This is a genomic window from Pseudomonas sp. CF161 (assembly GCF_000416215.1).
Taxonomy (GTDB): Bacteria; Pseudomonadota; Gammaproteobacteria; order Pseudomonadales; family Pseudomonadaceae; genus Aquipseudomonas.
The window spans coordinates 111,991-128,420 of sequence record NZ_ATLP01000125.1; the positions used below are offsets into that span (position 1 = coordinate 111,991).

Below are 16,430 nucleotides of genomic sequence, written 5' to 3' on the forward strand. Positions count from 1 at the left end.
ATTACTCTGCGGTTTGAACGTCGATGGCGCAGGCGGGTTTGCCAGCAGCGTATTTAAGACTGGGGTCGACCAGCGCGTCGAAGCGTTTCAGGGCTTCGGAGCCGATCAGCAGCGGGTATTGGAATGCACTGCGGTCGGTCAAGTTCACTTCTATGCTGCGCAGGGCCGTGCCCATGCACACATCGAGGGTAATGACCGGGCGCGAGGTGTATTTCTTGTCGTCTTCGGGATCGATGTCGCCGGCGCGGCGCTTGATCTTGCTGACCCGGGCCAGCGGCCGTTCGATCGGGTGGGAATGGGCGGCATCGATGGCCAGGTAGAAACGCACCCAGGACTCGCCATTGCGCTTGAAGCGTTTGATGTCGCGGGCGCTGAGGGAGGCGGTCTTGGCCCCGGTGTCGAGCTTGGCCGCGACTTCCAGGTCGATACCGGCCAGCCTTGCGTATTCATTGAGACCGTATACGGTCTTTTCGGCGGCAGCGCTCACGCCGGGCAGGCACAAGAGGCAGAGCAATAGGGAAAAGGCCTTGAGTCTCATAAATCCTGATGTGTCGCATGGGTTCTTCAGTTCAAGGCGACTGGCATTGCTGCGCAAACTCCCTCGTGTGCCTGCCATATAAAGATGACAGGCAAATGCGGGCGGCATTCTAGCACGCTGGTTTTATGGCGCCAGCGCCGGGGGCGGGCCATTTGAGTTGTTTTGGTGCAAAGGGTTATTAGACGATTGTCGACAATGTCTATTTTTCCTTTGACTGTAATGGGGTAATTGGCTAGTTTTTGTCACATTGATTTCAAAGGTGTCGACAATATGCTGGATCAACTCGATCCCCCGGTTCTGGTTCAGGACGATTCCGAGACCTTGTCCGAGAACGTTTTCCGGCGCATCCAGGCGGCAATCGTCAAGGGTGAGATCGCCCCCGGCAGCAAGATCTCCGAACCCGAGCTGGCGCGCACCTACGGCATCAGCCGTGGCCCACTGCGTGAAGCCATCCATCGCCTCGAAGGGCAGCGCCTGCTGGTGCGGGTGCCCCATGTCGGCGCGCGGGTGGTGTCCCTGAGCCACGCCGAGCTGATAGAACTCTACGAAATCCGCGAATCCCTGGAAGGCATGGCCTGCCGCCTGGCGGCGGAGCGCATGACCAGCGAGGAGATCGACGAACTGCGCCGGGTGCTCGACACCCACGAGCGCGATGCGGCGTTCCAGGCCGGCGTCGGCTACTACCAGCAGGAAGGGGATTTCGACTTCCACTACCGGATCATCCAGGGCGCCGGCAACCGCACCCTCACGCAAATGCTCTGTGGCGAGCTGTATCAACTGGTGCGGATGTACCGCATCCAGTTTTCCGCCACGCCCAATCGGCCGCGCCAGGCGTTCGCCGAGCACCACCGGATTCTCGATGCCATCGCCGACCGCGACGGTGAATTGGCCGAGTTACTGATGCGCCGACACATCGGCGCCTCCAAACGCAACATTGCGCGTCACTTTCCAGAGTCCGCGCCCTAGAGAGGTGAGTCATGAGCTCCACTAACAAAAGCACTCCAGGCCAGCGTTTCCGTGAGGCGGTCGCCAGCGAGCACCCCTTGCAAGTGGTCGGCACCATCAACGCCAACCACGCCCTGCTGGCCCAGCGCGCCGGCTTCAAGGCCATCTACCTGTCGGGTGGCGGGGTGGCTGCCGGCTCCCTGGGCGTGCCGGACCTGGGCATCACCGGCCTGGATGATGTGCTGACCGACGTGCGCCGCATCACCGACGTCTGCGACCTGCCATTGCTGGTGGACGTGGACACCGGCTTCGGTTCCTCGGCGTTCAACGTGGCGCGCACCGTCAAGTCGATGATCAAGTTCGGCGCGGCGGCGATCCATATCGAAGACCAGGTTGGCGCCAAGCGCTGCGGCCATCGCCCCAACAAGGAAATTGTCTCGCAGCAGGAAATGGTCGACCGCATCAAGGCCGCCGTCGATGCACGCACCGATGACAGCTTCGTGATCATGGCGCGCACCGACGCCCTGGCGGTCGAAGGCCTCGAATCGGCCCTGGACCGCGCCGCCGCCTGCATCGAAGCCGGCGCCGACATGGTGTTTCCGGAAGCCATCACCGAACTCGAGATGTACCGGATCTTTGCCGACCGGGTGAAGGCGCCGATCCTGGCCAATATCACCGAATTCGGCGCGACCCCGCTCTACACCACCGAGCAGCTCGGCTCCGTGGGCGTGTCCCTGGTGCTGTACCCGCTGTCGGCGTTTCGCGCGATGAACAAGGCGGCGGAAAACGTCTTCACCGCGATCCGTCGCGACGGCACCCAGCAGAACGTGATCGACACCATGCAAACCCGTATGGAGCTGTACGACCGCATCGACTACCACGTCTTCGAGCAAAAACTCGATGCGCTGTTTGCACAGAAGAAAGGTTGATCAGCCAACCCCGAACACACCGTTGATGAAGTTGCCAAGTCCCTAACAAATTCAAGATTGGAGAGAGCAATGGCCGAAGCAAAAGTATTGAGTGGCGCGGGCCTGCGTGGCCAGGTTGCCGGGCAGACCGCACTGTCCACCGTGGGCCAGGCGGGTGCCGGCCTGACCTATCGCGGCTATGACGTGCGTGAACTGGCGGCGGATGCCCAGTTCGAAGAAGTGGCCTACCTGCTGTTGTACGGCGAACTGCCCACCCAGGCCCAACTGGCGGCGTACCAGGCCAAACTGGGCAAGCTGCGCGACCTGCCCCAGGCGCTGAAGGAAGTGCTGGAGCGGATCCCGGCCGACGCCCACCCGATGGACGTGATGCGCACCGGTTGCTCGTTCCTGGGCAATATCGAGCCCGAGAAGGACTTCAGCGCGCAGCACGATGTCACCGACCGCCTGCTGGCCGCATTCCCGGCGATCATGTGCTACTGGTACCGCTTCAGCCACGATGCAAAGCGCATCGATTGCGTGAGCGACGAGCCCTCCATCGGCGGCCACTTCCTGCACCTGCTGCATGGCAAGACGCCTAGCGAGTTGCACGTCAAGGTCATGAACGTGTCGCTGATCCTCTACGCCGAGCACGAATTCAACGCTTCGACCTTTACCGCGCGGGTCTGTGCCTCGACCCTGTCCGACCTGTATTCCTGCGTCACCGCGGCCATCGGCTCGCTGCGCGGCCCGCTGCATGGCGGCGCCAACGAAGCGGCGATGGAGATGATCGAACGCTTCAGCTCGCCGCAGGCCGCAGTCGAGGGCACCCTCGGCATGCTCGAGCGCAAGGACAAGATCATGGGCTTCGGTCACGCGATCTATAAGGACAACGATCCGCGCAACGAGGTGATCAAGGGCTGGTCGAAAAAACTCGCCGATGAAGTGGGCGACACGGTGCTGTTCCCGGTCTCCGAAGCCATCGACAAGACCATGTGGGAGCAGAAGAAGCTGTTTCCCAACGCCGACTTCTACCATGCCTCGGCGTACCACTTCATGGGCATCCCGACCAAGTTGTTCACGCCGATCTTTGTCTGCTCGCGCCTGACCGGCTGGGCCGCCCACGTGTTCGAGCAACGTGCCAACAACCGCATCATCCGTCCAAGCGCCGAATACATCGGCGTTGAACAGCGCAAGTTCGTGCCAATCGAGCGTCGCTGACCGGCAGCGTGTCGGCGCTGCTGTTGAATGAGCCGGGAGTCCCGTGGGGACAGGCTTCCATTCCACGCAGCGGCGCACGCTTCCTTTGAAACTACCGTGACCGAGTCCTGACGATGAACACTGAATTTCGCAAAACGCTGCCCGGCAGCCGCCTGGATTATTTCGACACCCGCGCGGCAGTCGACCAGATCGCCCCCGGCGCCTACGACAGCCTGCCGTACACCTCGCGGGTGCTGGCGGAAAACCTGGTCCGCCGCTGCGATCCGGCGACCTTGAACGCCTCGCTGCGCCAACTGATCGAACGCAAGAGCGACCTCGACTTCCCCTGGTACCCCGCACGGGTGGTGTGCCACGACATTCTGGGGCAGACCGCGCTGGTGGACCTGGCCGGCCTGCGTGACGCGATCGCCGACCAGGGCGGTGACCCGGCGCTGGTCAACCCGGTGGTGCCGACCCAGTTGATCGTCGACCACTCCCTGGCGGTCGAGCGCGGCGGCTTCGATCCCGAGGCGTTCGAGAAGAACCGCGCCATCGAAGACCGGCGCAACGAAGACCGTTTCCACTTCATCAACTGGACCAAAAAGGCGTTCAAGAACGTCGACGTGATCCCGCCGGGCAACGGCATCATGCACCAGATCAACCTGGAGAAAATGTCCCCGGTGATCCAGGTGCGCGATGGCGTGGCCTTCCCTGATACCTGCGTCGGTACCGACAGCCATACCCCGCACGTGGACGCCCTGGGGGTGATCGCGATTGGCGTTGGCGGCCTGGAAGCCGAGAGCGTGATGCTGGGTCGAGCGTCGTGGATGCGCCTGCCGGAAATCATCGGCGTCGAGCTGACCGGCAAGCTGCAACCAGGCATCACCGCCACCGACATGGTGCTGGCGCTGACCGAGTTCCTGCGCCAGCAGAAGGTGGTGGGCGCCTGGCTCGAATTCTTTGGTGAAGGCGCGTCGGCCCTGACCCTGGGCGACCGCGCGACCATCTCCAACATGGCCCCGGAATACGGCGCCACGGCGGCGATGTTCTACATCGACCAGCAAACCATCGACTACCTGAAACTCACCGGCCGCGAAGAGCAGCAGGTGCAGTTGGTGGAAAGCTACGCCAAGCACACCGGCCTCTGGGCCGAGAGCCTGAAGACCGCGCGCTACGAGCGTGGCCTGCAGTTCGACCTGTCTTCGGTGGTGCGCAACATGGCCGGGCCCAGCAACCCCCATGCGCGAGTGGCCACCAGCGACCTGGCGGCCAGGGGCATTGCCGGCCAGTGGGATGACGTGCCGGGGCAGATGCCCGATGGCGCAGTGATCATCGCTGCCATCACCAGTTGCACCAACACCAGCAACCCGCGCAACGTGATCGCCGCCGGCCTGATCGCGCGCAATGCCAACAAGCTGGGCCTGACCCGCAAGCCCTGGGTCAAGTCGTCCCTGGCGCCGGGCTCGAAAACCGTGGCCCTGTACCTGGACGAAGCCGGCCTGACCCAGGAACTGGAGCAGCTGGGGTTCGGCGTGGTGGCTTTTGCCTGCACCACCTGCAACGGCATGTCCGGGGCTCTGGACCCGGTGATCCAGCAAGAGATCATCGACCGCGACCTGTACGCCACGGCGGTGCTCTCGGGCAACCGCAACTTCGACGGGCGTATCCACCCGTACGCCAAGCAGGCATTCCTCGCCTCGCCGCCGCTGGTGGTGGCCTATGCGATTGCCGGCACCATCCGCTTCGATATCGAGAAGGACGTGCTGGGCCTGGACACCCAGGGCAACGAAGTGCGGCTCAAGGACATCTGGCCCAGCGATGAAGAGATCGACGCAGTGGTCAAGGCCTCGGTCAAGCCGGAGCAGTTCCGCCAGGTGTACATCCCGATGTTTGCCATTCACGAAGACACCGGGCCCAAGGTCGAGCCGCTGTACGCCTGGCGCGAGATGAGCACCTACATCCGCCGCCCGCCGTACTGGGAAGGGGCCCTGGCCGGCGCGCGCAGCCTGAGCGGCATGCGCCCGCTGGCGGTGCTGCCGGACAACATCACCACCGACCACCTGTCGCCTTCCAACGCCATCATGCTCGACAGCGCCGCGGGCGAGTACCTGGCGAAAATGGGCCTGCCGGAGGAGGACTTCAACTCCTACGCCACCCACCGTGGCGACCACCTGACCGCCCAGCGCGCGACCTTTGCCAACCCCAAGCTGTTCAATGAAATGGTCCAGGAAAACGGCAAGGTCAAGCAGGGCTCCCTGGCGCGGATCGAGCCTGAAGGCCAGGTCACGCGGATGTGGGAAGCCATCGAAACCTACATGCAGCGCAAGCAGCCGCTGATCATCATCGCCGGCGCCGACTACGGTCAGGGTTCGTCCCGCGACTGGGCGGCCAAGGGCGTGCGCCTGGCGGGGGTCGAGGCGATTGCCGCCGAAGGTTTCGAGCGCATCCACCGCACCAACCTGGTGGGCATGGGCGTGTTGCCGCTGGAGTTCCTGCCGGGCACCAACCGCAAGACCCTGGGCATCGACGGCACCGAGACCTTCGACGTGATCGGCGAGCGCACGCCGCGCGCGACCCTGACCCTGGTGATCAACCGACATGACGGCGAGCGACTGGAAGTTCCGGTCACCTGCCGCCTCGACACCGCAGAAGAAGTATCGATCTATGAGGCGGGCGGCGTGTTGCAGCGCTTTGCCCAGGACTTCCTCGAATCGGCTACGGCCTAAGTGGCGCGCCGGGGGCCGACTGCAAGGTCGTGCTCCCGGCCTTATCAGGACCAGATTTCCATGGCTTTCGTACCGCAAATCAAGATTCCCGCCACCTACATGCGCGGCGGCACCAGCAAAGGTGTGTTCTTCAACCTGCAGGACCTGCCCGAAGCGGCGCAACTGCCCGGCGCGGCCCGCGATGCGTTGCTGCTGCGGGTGATCGGCAGCCCCGACCCGTACGACAAGCAGATCGACGGCATGGGCGCGGCGACCTCCAGCACCAGCAAGACGGTGATCCTGTCGAAAAGCATCAAGGCCGATCACGACGTCGATTACCTGTTCGGCCAGGTCGCCATCGACAAGCCCTTCGTCGACTGGAGCGGCAACTGCGGCAACCTGTCGGCAGCGGTGGGTTCCTTCGCCATCAGCAGCGGGCTGGTGGACGCAGCCCGGGTGCCGCAAAACGGCGTGGCCGTGGTGCGTATCTGGCAGGCCAACATCGGCAAGACCATCATCGCCCACGTGCCGATCACCGACGGTGCGGTGCAGGAAACCGGTGATTTTGAACTCGACGGCGTGACCTTTCCCGCCGCCGAAGTGCAATTGGAGTTCATGGACCCGGCGGCCGAGGAAGAGGGCGCCGGCGGTTCGATGTTCCCCACCGGCAACCTGGTTGACGACCTCGAAGTGCCGGGTGTCGGCACGTTCAAGGCGACCATGATCAACGCCGGGATCCCGACCATCTTTATCAATGCCCAGGACCTGGGTTACCAGGGCACCGAACTGCAGGGCCAGATCAACGGCGATCCCAAGGCGCTGGCGATGTTCGAGACCATCCGCGCCCACGGTGCCCTGCGCATGGGCCTGATCCAGCACCTGGATCAAGCCGCCACGCGCCAGCACACACCTAAGGTGGCCTTTGTCGCACCGCCAGCCGACTACACCGCGTCCAGCGGCAAGGCGGTCAAGGTCGGTGATGTCGACCTGCTGGTGCGGGCGTTGTCCATGGGCAAGCTGCACCACGCAATGATGGGCACCGCGGCAGTGGCCATCGGCACGGCGGCAGCGATCCCCGGCACCCTGGTCAATCTTGCGGCCGGTGGCGGTGCGCGTAGCGCGGTGCGTTTCGGTCACCCCTCGGGCACCCTGCGGGTCGGCGCCGAAGCCAGCCAGGCCAATGGCGAGTGGACGGTGGTCAAGGCCATCATGAGCCGCAGCGCCCGGGTGCTGATGGAAGGCTGGGTGCGTGTGCCGGGCGACAGTTTCTAAGTGCAAAAAAGTTTGCCTGGAGGGAGCTTGCCGTGGCGAGGGAGCTTGCTCCCGCTCGACCGCGCAGCGGTCGCAAAACCTGAGCGCGGGATGTACCTGCTGTAACGCATGGGCCGCCTTTTGGGCGGCTACGCCACCTAGCGCGAGCAAGCTCCCTCGCCACGATTGCTGGTAGTGATGTTGTTATCGAGTAGCTGAGCAGGCGCAGACCTGCGATGCCGTTATTGACCTGACCTGTGCCTGAGGAATCGACCCTACCTTCGACCCTGTAACTGGAGTGAATCGCTCATGAGCGCCAACGTTGACCTCAACAACCGTCCCGACTACGACCAGGTCCTGCAGGACATTGCCGACTACGTCCTGACCTACCGCGTCGACTCGCCCGAAGCCCTCGACACCGCCCGCAATTGCCTGATGGACACCCTGGGCTGCGGCCTGCTGGCCCTGCGTTTTCCGGAGTGCACCAAGCACCTGGGGCCGATCGTCGAAGGCACCGTGGTGCCCTTCGGCGCACGGGTGCCAGGCACCAGTTATCGCCTGGACCCGGTCAAGGCGGCCTGGGACATCGGCTGCATCGTGCGCTGGCTCGACTACAACGACACCTGGCTGGCGGCGGAGTGGGGGCATCCGTCGGACAACCTCGGCGGCATCCTCGCCGTGGCCGATCACCTGTCGCAAAAGCGCGTGGCCAATGGCGAGGCACCGCTGACCGTGCGGGCGGTGCTGGAGGCGATGATCATGGCCCATGAAATCCAGGGCGTGATGGCTTTGGAAAACTCCTTCAACCGGGTCGGCCTGGACCATGTGCTGCTGGTCAAAGTGGCCTCCACTGCGGTCAGTGCCAAGTTGATGGGCGCCAATCGCGAGCAGGTGCTGGCGGCCTTGTCCCACGCCTTCGTCGACGGCCAGGCACTGCGCACTTACCGTCATGCGCCGAATGCCGGCTCGCGCAAATCCTGGGCGGCGGGGGATGCTTCCAGCCGTGGCGTGCGCCTGGCGGACATCGCCCTGCGTGGCGAGATGGGGATTCCCGGGGTGCTGAGCGCGCCGCAGTGGGGCTTCTATGACGTGCTGTTCAGCCATACCAACAAGGACCTGGCGCTCAAGCCCGAGGACCAGCGCCGGTTCAGCCTGTCGCAGAAGTACGCCAGCTATGTGATGGAAAACGTGCTGTTCAAGATCAGCTTCCCGGCCGAGTTCCATGCGCAAACCGCCTGTGAAGCGGCGGTGACCCTGCACCCGCTGGTGCGCAATCGTCTGCATGAAATCGAGCGCATTGTGATCACCACCCACGAATCGGCCATCCGCATCATTTCCAAGGTCGGGCCGCTGGCCAATGCCGCCGATCGCGACCACTGCATCCAGTACATGACCGCCGTACCCCTGGCGTTTGGCAACCTGGTGGCCGAGCAGTACGAAGATGAATTCCACGCCGCGCACCCGATCATCGATCAACTGCGCGAGAAAATGCAGGTGGTCGAAGAGCCGCGCTACACCCGCGAATACCTGGAGGCCGACAAGCGCTCGATTGCCAATGCCTTGCAGGTGTTTTTCAGGGACGGCTCCAGCACCGAACAGGTGGTGGTGGAATACCCGATCGGCCATCGTCGGCGCCGCGCCGAAGGCATCCCGCTGCTGGAAGACAAGTTCAAGGCCAACCTCGCCACCCGCTTCACCGCCCAGCGCTCGGCGCAGATCTTCGCCCTGTGCAAGGACCAGGCACAGCTCGAAGCCACACCGGTGCAGCGCTTCGTCGACCTGTTCGTGATCTGACCCGCCCCTGTAGCCGCTGCCCAGCCTGGCGGCAGCGGCTACACAGGCGCTTTGGCCTTAAACAACCACTTCTCTACCGGCAATTTGGTGATGGCAAACCCGGTCAATAACACCGCCGAATACATCAGCAATTCCCGCGACAGGCTTTGCCCTTCGTACCAGGCGCCGATCATCACCGCGAACACCGGGAAGATGATAAACACGAACGACAGAATGATCGGGCTCAGGCGCTTGAGCAGCAGGAAATACACGATAAACCCGCCCACCGACGCCACCAGCCCCAGGTACAGCAGCGCGCCCCAGGAGCGCGGGCTGATCGCGCTGAAACTCGGGCTCTCGACACACAGCCCGGCCACAAACAGCATCAGCCCGGCAATGCCGATCGGCAGGGTGTTGTAGGTGATAACGCTGATGGCGCTGCCTTGCTGCTTGGTGATGACGTAGCACAAGGCGTGCAGCACCGCTGCGGCCAGAATCGCCACCACGCCAAACAGCTCGGCGTGGTCCAGGTGCAGGCCCTGACTGCGGATGATCATGTACAGGCTGGCAAAGCCGATGGCGATCCCGACCACTTGCGAGGTGTAGATTTTCTCCCGCAGGAAGATCGCGGAAAAAATCAGGATAAACACCGGCATGCAGCTGAACAGCAAGGCCGTGAGCCCGGAAGAAACGTGCATCTCGCCGTAGTTCAGCAGGTAGTAGGGCAGGCTGAAGTAGCACAGGGTGACGAACACAAAGAACCAGCGCTTGGAACGGGGAAACAGGATCGGCTCGCGGCGCACCAGGGCAAAGCCGAGAAACAGCGGAAAGGCGATCAGAAACCGCAGGCCGGCGGCGGTCAGGGGCGGCACGCTTTCCACGGCGATCTTGATACCGAGCCAGGTGGTGCCCCAGCTCAGGCAGACGATCAGAAACAGCACGCTGGTGATCAGACCGGCCAGCCAGGGCTTCGAGACACGCGGGGTGCTGTGTATAGCCGTTGAGGTAGTCAACCTGGGATTCCTTTCGTGAAGCGGAATTGACCTCTATATTGCGCGGGTCTGTTCCGGTAATTGAACCTGTAAAGCACGCTATTAGGGAAAATGATGGCTGTCAAAGTAAGTATTGACATGGTGTCAATGATCCGATCCGCACTCGAATCCGAGGTCGGCCCCAAGTACCAGCGCCTGGCAGGTGCTATCGATAACGGCATCACTCAGGGGACCATTGCCCCGGGCAGCAAATTGCCGCCCCATCGCCTGCTGGCGGACAGCCTGGGGGTGACCATTGGCACTATCAGCCGCGCCTATGGCGAGCTGGAGCGCCTGGGGCGGGTGGTGGCGCGGGTCGGCGATGGCACCTACGTGCGCCAGCAGGGCATGGAGCGCCAGCGTGATGCGGGCTTTCGCAACGTCAGCGATGAACCGCCGGCCAGCTTCGACATGAGCCGCAACACCCATATTCCCGGGCCGGAAATTGCCCTCATGGCGCAAGGGCTGCACGCCTTGGCCCAGGACCTCGCGACCTTGCATGACCTCAGCCGCTACAGCGCCGAGGCCGGCCTGGCGCGACATCGTGCGGCGGGCGCGCGCTGGCTGTCGCAGGAGGATTTCACTGCGCAGGCCGAGCAGGTCATTTGCGTCAATGGCGCCCAGCACGGGCTGCACATCACCTTGATGGCACTGCTCAAGCCCGGGGACACCCTGGTCACCGAGCAATTGACCTACCCGGGCCTGATCAGCACCGCGCGCATGCTCGGGATCAAACTGATCGGCCTGGAAATGGACGCGCAGGGCCTGCTCCCGCAAGCCCTGGATGAGGCCTGCCGCAACCATCGGGTGGTGGCCCTGTATTGCACCCCGAGCTTGCAGAACCCGACCACCGCGGTGCAATCGCCCGCCCGGCGCCAGGCCATCGCCGAACTGGGGCGCCAGCACAATCTGCTGCTGATCGAAGATGAAGCCCATGCGGTGCTGATGGACCAGCGCCCGGCGCCCCTGAGCCATTTCGCCCCTGAGCGCACGGTATTGATCGGCAGCCTGAGCAAAGCGCTGGCGGCCGGGCTGCGGGTGGGGTTCGTGCATGCGCCGCTGGCGCTGGTGGACCGTTTGGCTGCGGCGGTGCGCGCGACTTGCTGGATGGCCACGCCGCTGACCCTTGAACTGGCCTGTGCCTGGATCGAAAGCCCGGTGGCCGAGGCCCTGCGGCAACAGCAGATCGCGGAAATCCGCCGGCGCAAGGCTTTGGTCGAAGGCCTGTTGGCGGGGCTGGAATGGCGCAGCCCGCCCGGTAGCCCGCATTTCTGGATCAAGGTTCCCGAGCCATGGCGCGCCTCGGAAATCGAGGCTGAGCTCAAGCGCAACCATTACCTGATCGCCACCGCCGAAGCCTTTGCCGTGGGGCAGGCAGCCGTGCCGCAATACATTCGCGCCAGTGTCTGCAACACCTCGGACGATGATCGGTTGTTGGTGGCGGGGTTTGGCGCCTTGGCCCGGGCCCTGGGGCAGGGCGACACGTCGAGCGCCTGGTAATTCGCCGTGGCTAAGGCGCAAGCGCCGTCGCCACGGGGGGGGGGCTTACTTGAAGCGGCGTTCCACGCCTTTTTCGACGAGGATTTTTGCCGAAATCTCCTCCACCGAAAAGTGCGTGGAGTTGATGTGGGGGATGTTTTCGCGACGGAACAGGTTTTCCACCTCGCGCACCTCGAACTCGCACTGGGCGTAGCTCGAATAGCGGCTGTTGGGTTTGCGCTCGTTGCGGATCGCGGTCAGGCGGTCGGGGTCGATGGTCAGGCCGAACAGCTTGTGCTGGTGCGCGCGCAGGGCGTTTGGCAGTTGCAGGCGCTCCATGTCGTCCTCGGTCAGCGGGTAGTTGGCCGCGCGAATACCGAATTGCATGGCCATGTACAGGCAGGTTGGGGTTTTGCCGCAACGCGACACGCCCACCAGGATCAGGTCGGCCTTGTCGTAGTAGTGGGTGCGGGCGCCGTCATCGTTGTCGAGGGCGAAGTTCACCGCCTCGATGCGCTCCATGTAATTGGAGTTGTGGCCAATGGAATGGGACTTGCCGACCGAATACGACGAGTGCTCGCTCAACTCCTGCTCCAGCGGGGCGAGGAAGGTCGAGAAAATGTCGATCATGAAACCATTGGAGGTGGCGAGGATCTCACGAATGTCCTGATTGACGATGGTGTCGAAGATGATCGGGCGAAATCCGTCCTTTTCGGCGGCGATGTTGATTTGTTGTACCATGGCCCGCGCTTTTTCCACGCTGTCGATGTACGGTCGCGTGAATTTGCTGAAGGTGATGTTTTCGAACTGCGCCAACAGGCTTTGGCCGAGGGTTTCGGCCGTAATGCCGGTGCCGTCGGAAATAAAGAAAGCAGATCGTTTCATTTGCACCTTGGGCCTTAAGCTAGTGACGAATCTTGGATATGATAGGCGCGATTTGCCGGCCTGGAATGGCCCGCATTCTCACTTATTTTCCAGGTCCAGGCCATATAGCGGGCAATAGCTCCTTCGAGCAGCCGGCTTCTGAGCTTTTCCAACACAGTTAGTGGAGAGATCACCTTGGTAGAGTACGTAGTTTCCCTCGATAAGCTCGGCGTCCATGATGTAGAGCATGTGGGGGGCAAGAACGCATCCCTGGGCGAGATGATCAGCAACCTCGCGGGCGCCGGTGTATCGGTCCCTGGCGGCTTCGCCACGACGGCTCAGGCCTACCGTGATTTTCTTGAACTCAGCGGTCTCAACGACCAGATCCATGCGGCACTCGATGCCCTGGACGTCGATGATGTCAACGCCCTGGCCAAGACCGGCGCGCAGATCCGTCAATGGATCATGGAAGCCGAATTCCCCGAGAAACTTAACGCCGAGATCCGCACCGCCTTCGCCGCGCTGTCGGCCGGCAACCCCGATATTGCCGTAGCCGTACGCTCCTCTGCGACGGCCGAAGACTTGCCGGACGCCTCCTTCGCCGGCCAGCAGGAAACCTTCCTCAACATCCGTGGCGTCGAGAACGTGATTCGCGCCGCCAAGGAAGTATTTGCCTCGTTGTTCAACGACCGCGCCATTTCCTACCGCGTGCACCAGGGCTTTGACCACAAACTGGTCGCCCTGTCTGCCGGCGTGCAGCGCATGGTGCGTTCGGAAACCGGCACTGCCGGTGTGATGTTCACCCTCGACACCGAATCGGGCTTCCGTGACGTGGTGTTTATCACCGGCGCCTACGGCCTGGGCGAAACCGTGGTCCAGGGTGCGGTCAACCCCGACGAATTTTACGTCCACAAAAACACCCTTGAAGCCGGTCGCCCGGCCATCCTGCGCCGCAACCTGGGCAGCAAGGCCATCAAGATGATCTACGGCGACGAAGCCAAGGCCGGCCGTTCGGTGAAAACCGTCGATGTCGACAAGGCCGAACGCGCCCGTTTCTGCCTCAGCGATGCAGAAGTCAGCGAGCTGGCCAAGCAGGCGATGATCATCGAGAAGCACTACAAGTGCCCGATGGACATCGAATGGGCCAAAGATGGCGACGACGGCAAGCTGTACATCGTTCAGGCCCGTCCTGAAACCGTGAAAAGCCGTACCCAGGCCAACGTCATGGAGCGTTACCTGCTCAAGGAAACCGGCACCGTGCTGGTGGAAGGCCGTGCTATCGGCCAGCGCATCGGCGCCGGCAAGGTGCGGATCATCAAAGACGTTTCCGAGATGGACAAAGTCCAGCCCGGCGACGTCCTGGTGTCCGACATGACCGACCCGGACTGGGAGCCGGTGATGAAGCGCGCCAGCGCCATCGTCACCAACCGTGGCGGCCGTACCTGCCACGCGGCGATCATCGCTCGCGAGCTGGGGATCCCGGCGGTCGTGGGTTGCGGCAACGCCACCCAACTGCTGAAGGAAGGCCAGGGCGTCACCGTTTCCTGCGCCGAAGGCGACACCGGCTACATCTTTGAAGGCGAACTGGGCTTCGACGTCAAGAAGAACTCGGTCGACGCCATGCCTGACCTGCCATTCAAAATCATGATGAACGTCGGCAACCCGGATCGCGCCTTCGACTTCGCCCAGTTGCCCAACGCCGGTGTCGGCCTGGCCCGCCTGGAATTCATCATCAACCGCATGATCGGCGTGCACCCCAAGGCGCTGCTGAACTACGCCGGCCTGCCGCAGGAAATCAAGGACAGCGTCGACAAACGTATTGCTGGCTATGACGATCCGGTCGGCTTCTACGTCGAGAAACTGGTAGAAGGCATCAGCACCCTGGCCGCTGCGTTCACGCCGAAAAAGGTCATCGTGCGCCTGTCGGACTTCAAGTCCAACGAATACGCCAACCTGATCGGCGGCAAGCTGTACGAGCCGGAAGAAGAAAACCCGATGCTGGGCTTCCGTGGTGCTTCGCGCTACATCAGCGAATCCTTCCGTGACTGCTTCGAACTCGAGTGCCGTGCCCTCAAGCGCGTGCGCAACGAGATGGGCCTGACCAACGTCGAGATCATGGTGCCGTTTGTCCGCACCCTGGGCGAAGCCAGCCAAGTGATCGACCTGCTGGCTGAAAATGGCCTGAAGCGGGGCGAGAACGGCCTGCGCATCATCATGATGTGCGAGCTGCCGTCCAACGCGATCCTGGCGGAAGAGTTCCTTGAGTTCTTCGACGGTTTCTCCATCGGCTCCAACGACCTGACCCAGCTGACCCTGGGCCTGGACCGTGACTCCGGGATCATCGCGCACCTGTTCGATGAGCGTAATCCAGCGGTTAAAAAGCTTCTGGCCAACGCCATTGCCGCCTGCAACAAGGCTGGCAAGTACATCGGCATCTGCGGCCAGGGCCCTTCGGACCACCCAGACCTGGCCAAATGGCTGATGGAGCAGGGCATCGAGAGCGTCTCGCTGAACCCCGACTCCGTACTGGAAACCTGGTTCTTCCTGGCTGAAGGTCAGGCTGCGGTCTGATCGGTGAATGAAGGCCCGGCCGGCCACGTGTCGGCCGGGCCTTTGAGATTCAAGTAGGGCGGGCTCCATCTGGATGCCGCCCTTTTTTGTGCAAGAGCATTATGCAAAGCAGCAGCAACCTATTTCCCGTCGCCTTGATCAGTGCTGAACGTCGAGGCGACCTGAGTGAAGACGTGTACCGCCTGAAGCCGGGCAACAGCCCGGACAGTACGGTGGAGATCGCCGTTACCCGTTTGGGCCTGGCGGATGAGCCCGAGGCCCGTGGTGTTCCGGTGATCTTGCTTCACGGCAGTTTTTCCAATCGGCGCTTCTGGTTTTCCCCCAAGGGTCTGGGGCTGGGCGCATACCTGGCCCGTGCCGGTTTTGATGTGTGGATCCCTGAGATGCGTGGCCATGGCCTGTCGCAGCGCAACGCCGGCTATCGCAAGAATCGTGTCGCCGACTATGCGCGTTACGACCTGCCGGCCATTGGCGCCTTCGTGCGCGAGCAGAGTGGGCAGGTCCCGCACTGGATCGGCCATTCCCTGGGGGGGATCACCCTGGCCGCGGCCTTGGGCGGACAGTACCTGGGCGAGCCGGCGGTGGCCTCGGCGGCCTTTTTCGGCAGCCAGGTCAGCCGCACGTACTGGCCATTGAAGATTCCACCGGTGGAGTGGGGCGGTCGTTTTGTTCTCAAGCGCTTTGCCCAACTCTCGGGTTCGCGGCTCAAGCGTGGTCCGGAAGACGAACCCATCGGCCTGGCGTTGGAAAGCATGCGCTGGTACGGCCTGTTCGGACGTTTCGGCGATAAGGACAAGGATTGGTGGGCCGGCCTGGCCGAGGTCCAGATGCCGGTGCTGGCCGTCAGCGCCGCGGGCGATCATCAGGACCCGACCTGGGCCTGTCGCAAGCTTTATGAGCAGTTGGGCTCCGAGCACAAACAATTTGTCTGCCTGGGGCGCGAGCAGGGTTTCAGCGGTAATTTCGGGCATGTCGAAATGCTCGTGAGCAAAGCGGCGCAGGCTGAAGTCTGGCCGTTGGTTGCCCGCTGGTTGACCGATCAGCAGGCGCCGCTGCTGACGCCGGCACCTGATCTGGCCGCCGTAGTTTGATGGCGGGGCGCTGACAAGAGCATTTCGCTCGGCCCGGGTTGCGGCTAAGATATGACGCATTGAGCTTTTTTGGTCAT

Annotated in this window: 12 protein-coding genes; 9 read left to right on the forward strand and 3 right to left on the reverse strand. The window is 62.9% G+C overall.

Annotated elements, in window-relative coordinates; translation table 11 throughout:
- Window position 1: 1 nt before the first annotated feature.
- The gene (locus CF161_RS29720) at window positions 2-538 is read right to left on the reverse strand and encodes an ATP-dependent zinc protease (RefSeq protein WP_020300337.1); all 537 of its coding nucleotides are present in this window, start codon (window positions 536-538) and stop codon (window positions 2-4) included.
- Window positions 539-808: 270 nt separating this feature from the next.
- Between CF161_RS29720 and CF161_RS29725 the strand changes: the two genes are divergently transcribed.
- The 6 genes from CF161_RS29725 (at window position 809) to prpD (ending at window position 9,338) form a co-directional block, all read left to right on the forward strand.
- Window positions 809-1,504: a GntR family transcriptional regulator gene (locus CF161_RS29725; protein ID WP_020300338.1), complete on the forward strand. Its 696-nt coding sequence runs from the start codon at window positions 809-811 to the stop codon at window positions 1,502-1,504.
- An 11-nt stretch (window positions 1,505-1,515) separates the two neighbouring features.
- Entirely contained in the window at window positions 1,516-2,412 is an 897-nt protein-coding gene (prpB, locus tag CF161_RS29730; RefSeq protein ID WP_020300339.1) for a methylisocitrate lyase, read from the forward strand.
- Between the two features lie 69 nt (window positions 2,413-2,481).
- Window positions 2,482-3,609 (forward strand): 2-methylcitrate synthase, encoded by a 1,128-nt coding sequence (gene prpC, locus CF161_RS29735; protein WP_020300340.1) that lies wholly within the window; start codon window positions 2,482-2,484, stop codon window positions 3,607-3,609.
- Window positions 3,610-3,722: 113 nt separating this feature from the next.
- A complete protein-coding gene (gene acnD, locus CF161_RS29740; RefSeq protein ID WP_020300341.1) occupies window positions 3,723-6,314 on the forward strand; it encodes a Fe/S-dependent 2-methylisocitrate dehydratase AcnD in 2,592 nt (863 codons plus the stop codon).
- 60 nt (window positions 6,315-6,374) lie between these two features.
- Window positions 6,375-7,565, forward strand: a complete 1,191-nt coding sequence (gene prpF / locus CF161_RS29745; protein WP_020300342.1) for a 2-methylaconitate cis-trans isomerase PrpF — start codon at window positions 6,375-6,377, stop codon at window positions 7,563-7,565.
- A 288-nt stretch (window positions 7,566-7,853) separates the two neighbouring features.
- The gene (prpD, locus tag CF161_RS29750; RefSeq protein WP_020300343.1) at window positions 7,854-9,338 is read left to right on the forward strand and encodes a 2-methylcitrate dehydratase; all 1,485 of its coding nucleotides are present in this window, start codon (window positions 7,854-7,856) and stop codon (window positions 9,336-9,338) included.
- A gap of 38 nt (window positions 9,339-9,376) precedes the next feature.
- Here prpD and CF161_RS29755 read toward each other — a convergent pair whose 3' ends face one another.
- Complete coding sequence (locus CF161_RS29755; RefSeq protein WP_177326817.1) at window positions 9,377-10,279, reverse strand: DMT family transporter; 903 nt, start codon at window positions 10,277-10,279, stop codon at window positions 9,377-9,379.
- A 144-nt stretch (window positions 10,280-10,423) separates the two neighbouring features.
- On the opposite strand from CF161_RS29755, the gene CF161_RS29760 reads away from it, so the two are divergent.
- Entirely contained in the window at window positions 10,424-11,848 is a 1,425-nt protein-coding gene (locus CF161_RS29760; RefSeq protein ID WP_043230922.1) for a PLP-dependent aminotransferase family protein, read from the forward strand.
- 45 nt (window positions 11,849-11,893) lie between these two features.
- On the opposite strand, the gene CF161_RS29765 is transcribed toward CF161_RS29760, so the two are convergent.
- Window positions 11,894-12,712 (reverse strand): pyruvate, water dikinase regulatory protein, encoded by an 819-nt coding sequence (locus CF161_RS29765; protein WP_020300346.1) that lies wholly within the window; start codon window positions 12,710-12,712, stop codon window positions 11,894-11,896.
- A 174-nt stretch (window positions 12,713-12,886) separates the two neighbouring features.
- Between CF161_RS29765 and ppsA the strand changes: the two genes are divergently transcribed.
- The gene (gene ppsA / locus CF161_RS29770; RefSeq protein WP_020300348.1) at window positions 12,887-15,262 is read left to right on the forward strand and encodes a phosphoenolpyruvate synthase; all 2,376 of its coding nucleotides are present in this window, start codon (window positions 12,887-12,889) and stop codon (window positions 15,260-15,262) included.
- 101 nt (window positions 15,263-15,363) lie between these two features.
- Window positions 15,364-16,353 carry an alpha/beta fold hydrolase gene (locus tag CF161_RS29775; RefSeq protein WP_020300349.1) on the forward strand — a complete coding sequence of 330 codons (990 nt, stop codon included), beginning with the start codon at window positions 15,364-15,366 and terminating at the stop codon, window positions 16,351-16,353.
- Window positions 16,354-16,430 lie beyond the last annotated feature (77 nt).

Coding starts and splice junctions, on each gene's coding strand:
- prpF (WP_020300342.1), top strand. CDS start 6,375: ATGGCTTTCGTACCGCAAATCAAGATTCCCGCCACCTACATGCGCGGC.
- prpD (WP_020300343.1), top strand. CDS start 7,854: ATGAGCGCCAACGTTGACCTCAACAACCGTCCCGACTACGACCAGGTC.
- CF161_RS29720 (WP_020300337.1), bottom strand. CDS start 538: ATGAGACTCAAGGCCTTTTCCCTATTGCTCTGCCTCTTGTGCCTGCCC.
- prpB (WP_020300339.1), top strand. CDS start 1,516: ATGAGCTCCACTAACAAAAGCACTCCAGGCCAGCGTTTCCGTGAGGCG.
- prpC (WP_020300340.1), top strand. CDS start 2,482: ATGGCCGAAGCAAAAGTATTGAGTGGCGCGGGCCTGCGTGGCCAGGTT.
- acnD (WP_020300341.1), top strand. CDS start 3,723: ATGAACACTGAATTTCGCAAAACGCTGCCCGGCAGCCGCCTGGATTAT.
- CF161_RS29775 (WP_020300349.1), top strand. CDS start 15,364: ATGCAAAGCAGCAGCAACCTATTTCCCGTCGCCTTGATCAGTGCTGAA.
- CF161_RS29725 (WP_020300338.1), top strand. CDS start 809: ATGCTGGATCAACTCGATCCCCCGGTTCTGGTTCAGGACGATTCCGAG.
- CF161_RS29760 (WP_043230922.1), top strand. CDS start 10,424: ATGGCTGTCAAAGTAAGTATTGACATGGTGTCAATGATCCGATCCGCA.
- CF161_RS29765 (WP_020300346.1), bottom strand. CDS start 12,712: ATGAAACGATCTGCTTTCTTTATTTCCGACGGCACCGGCATTACGGCC.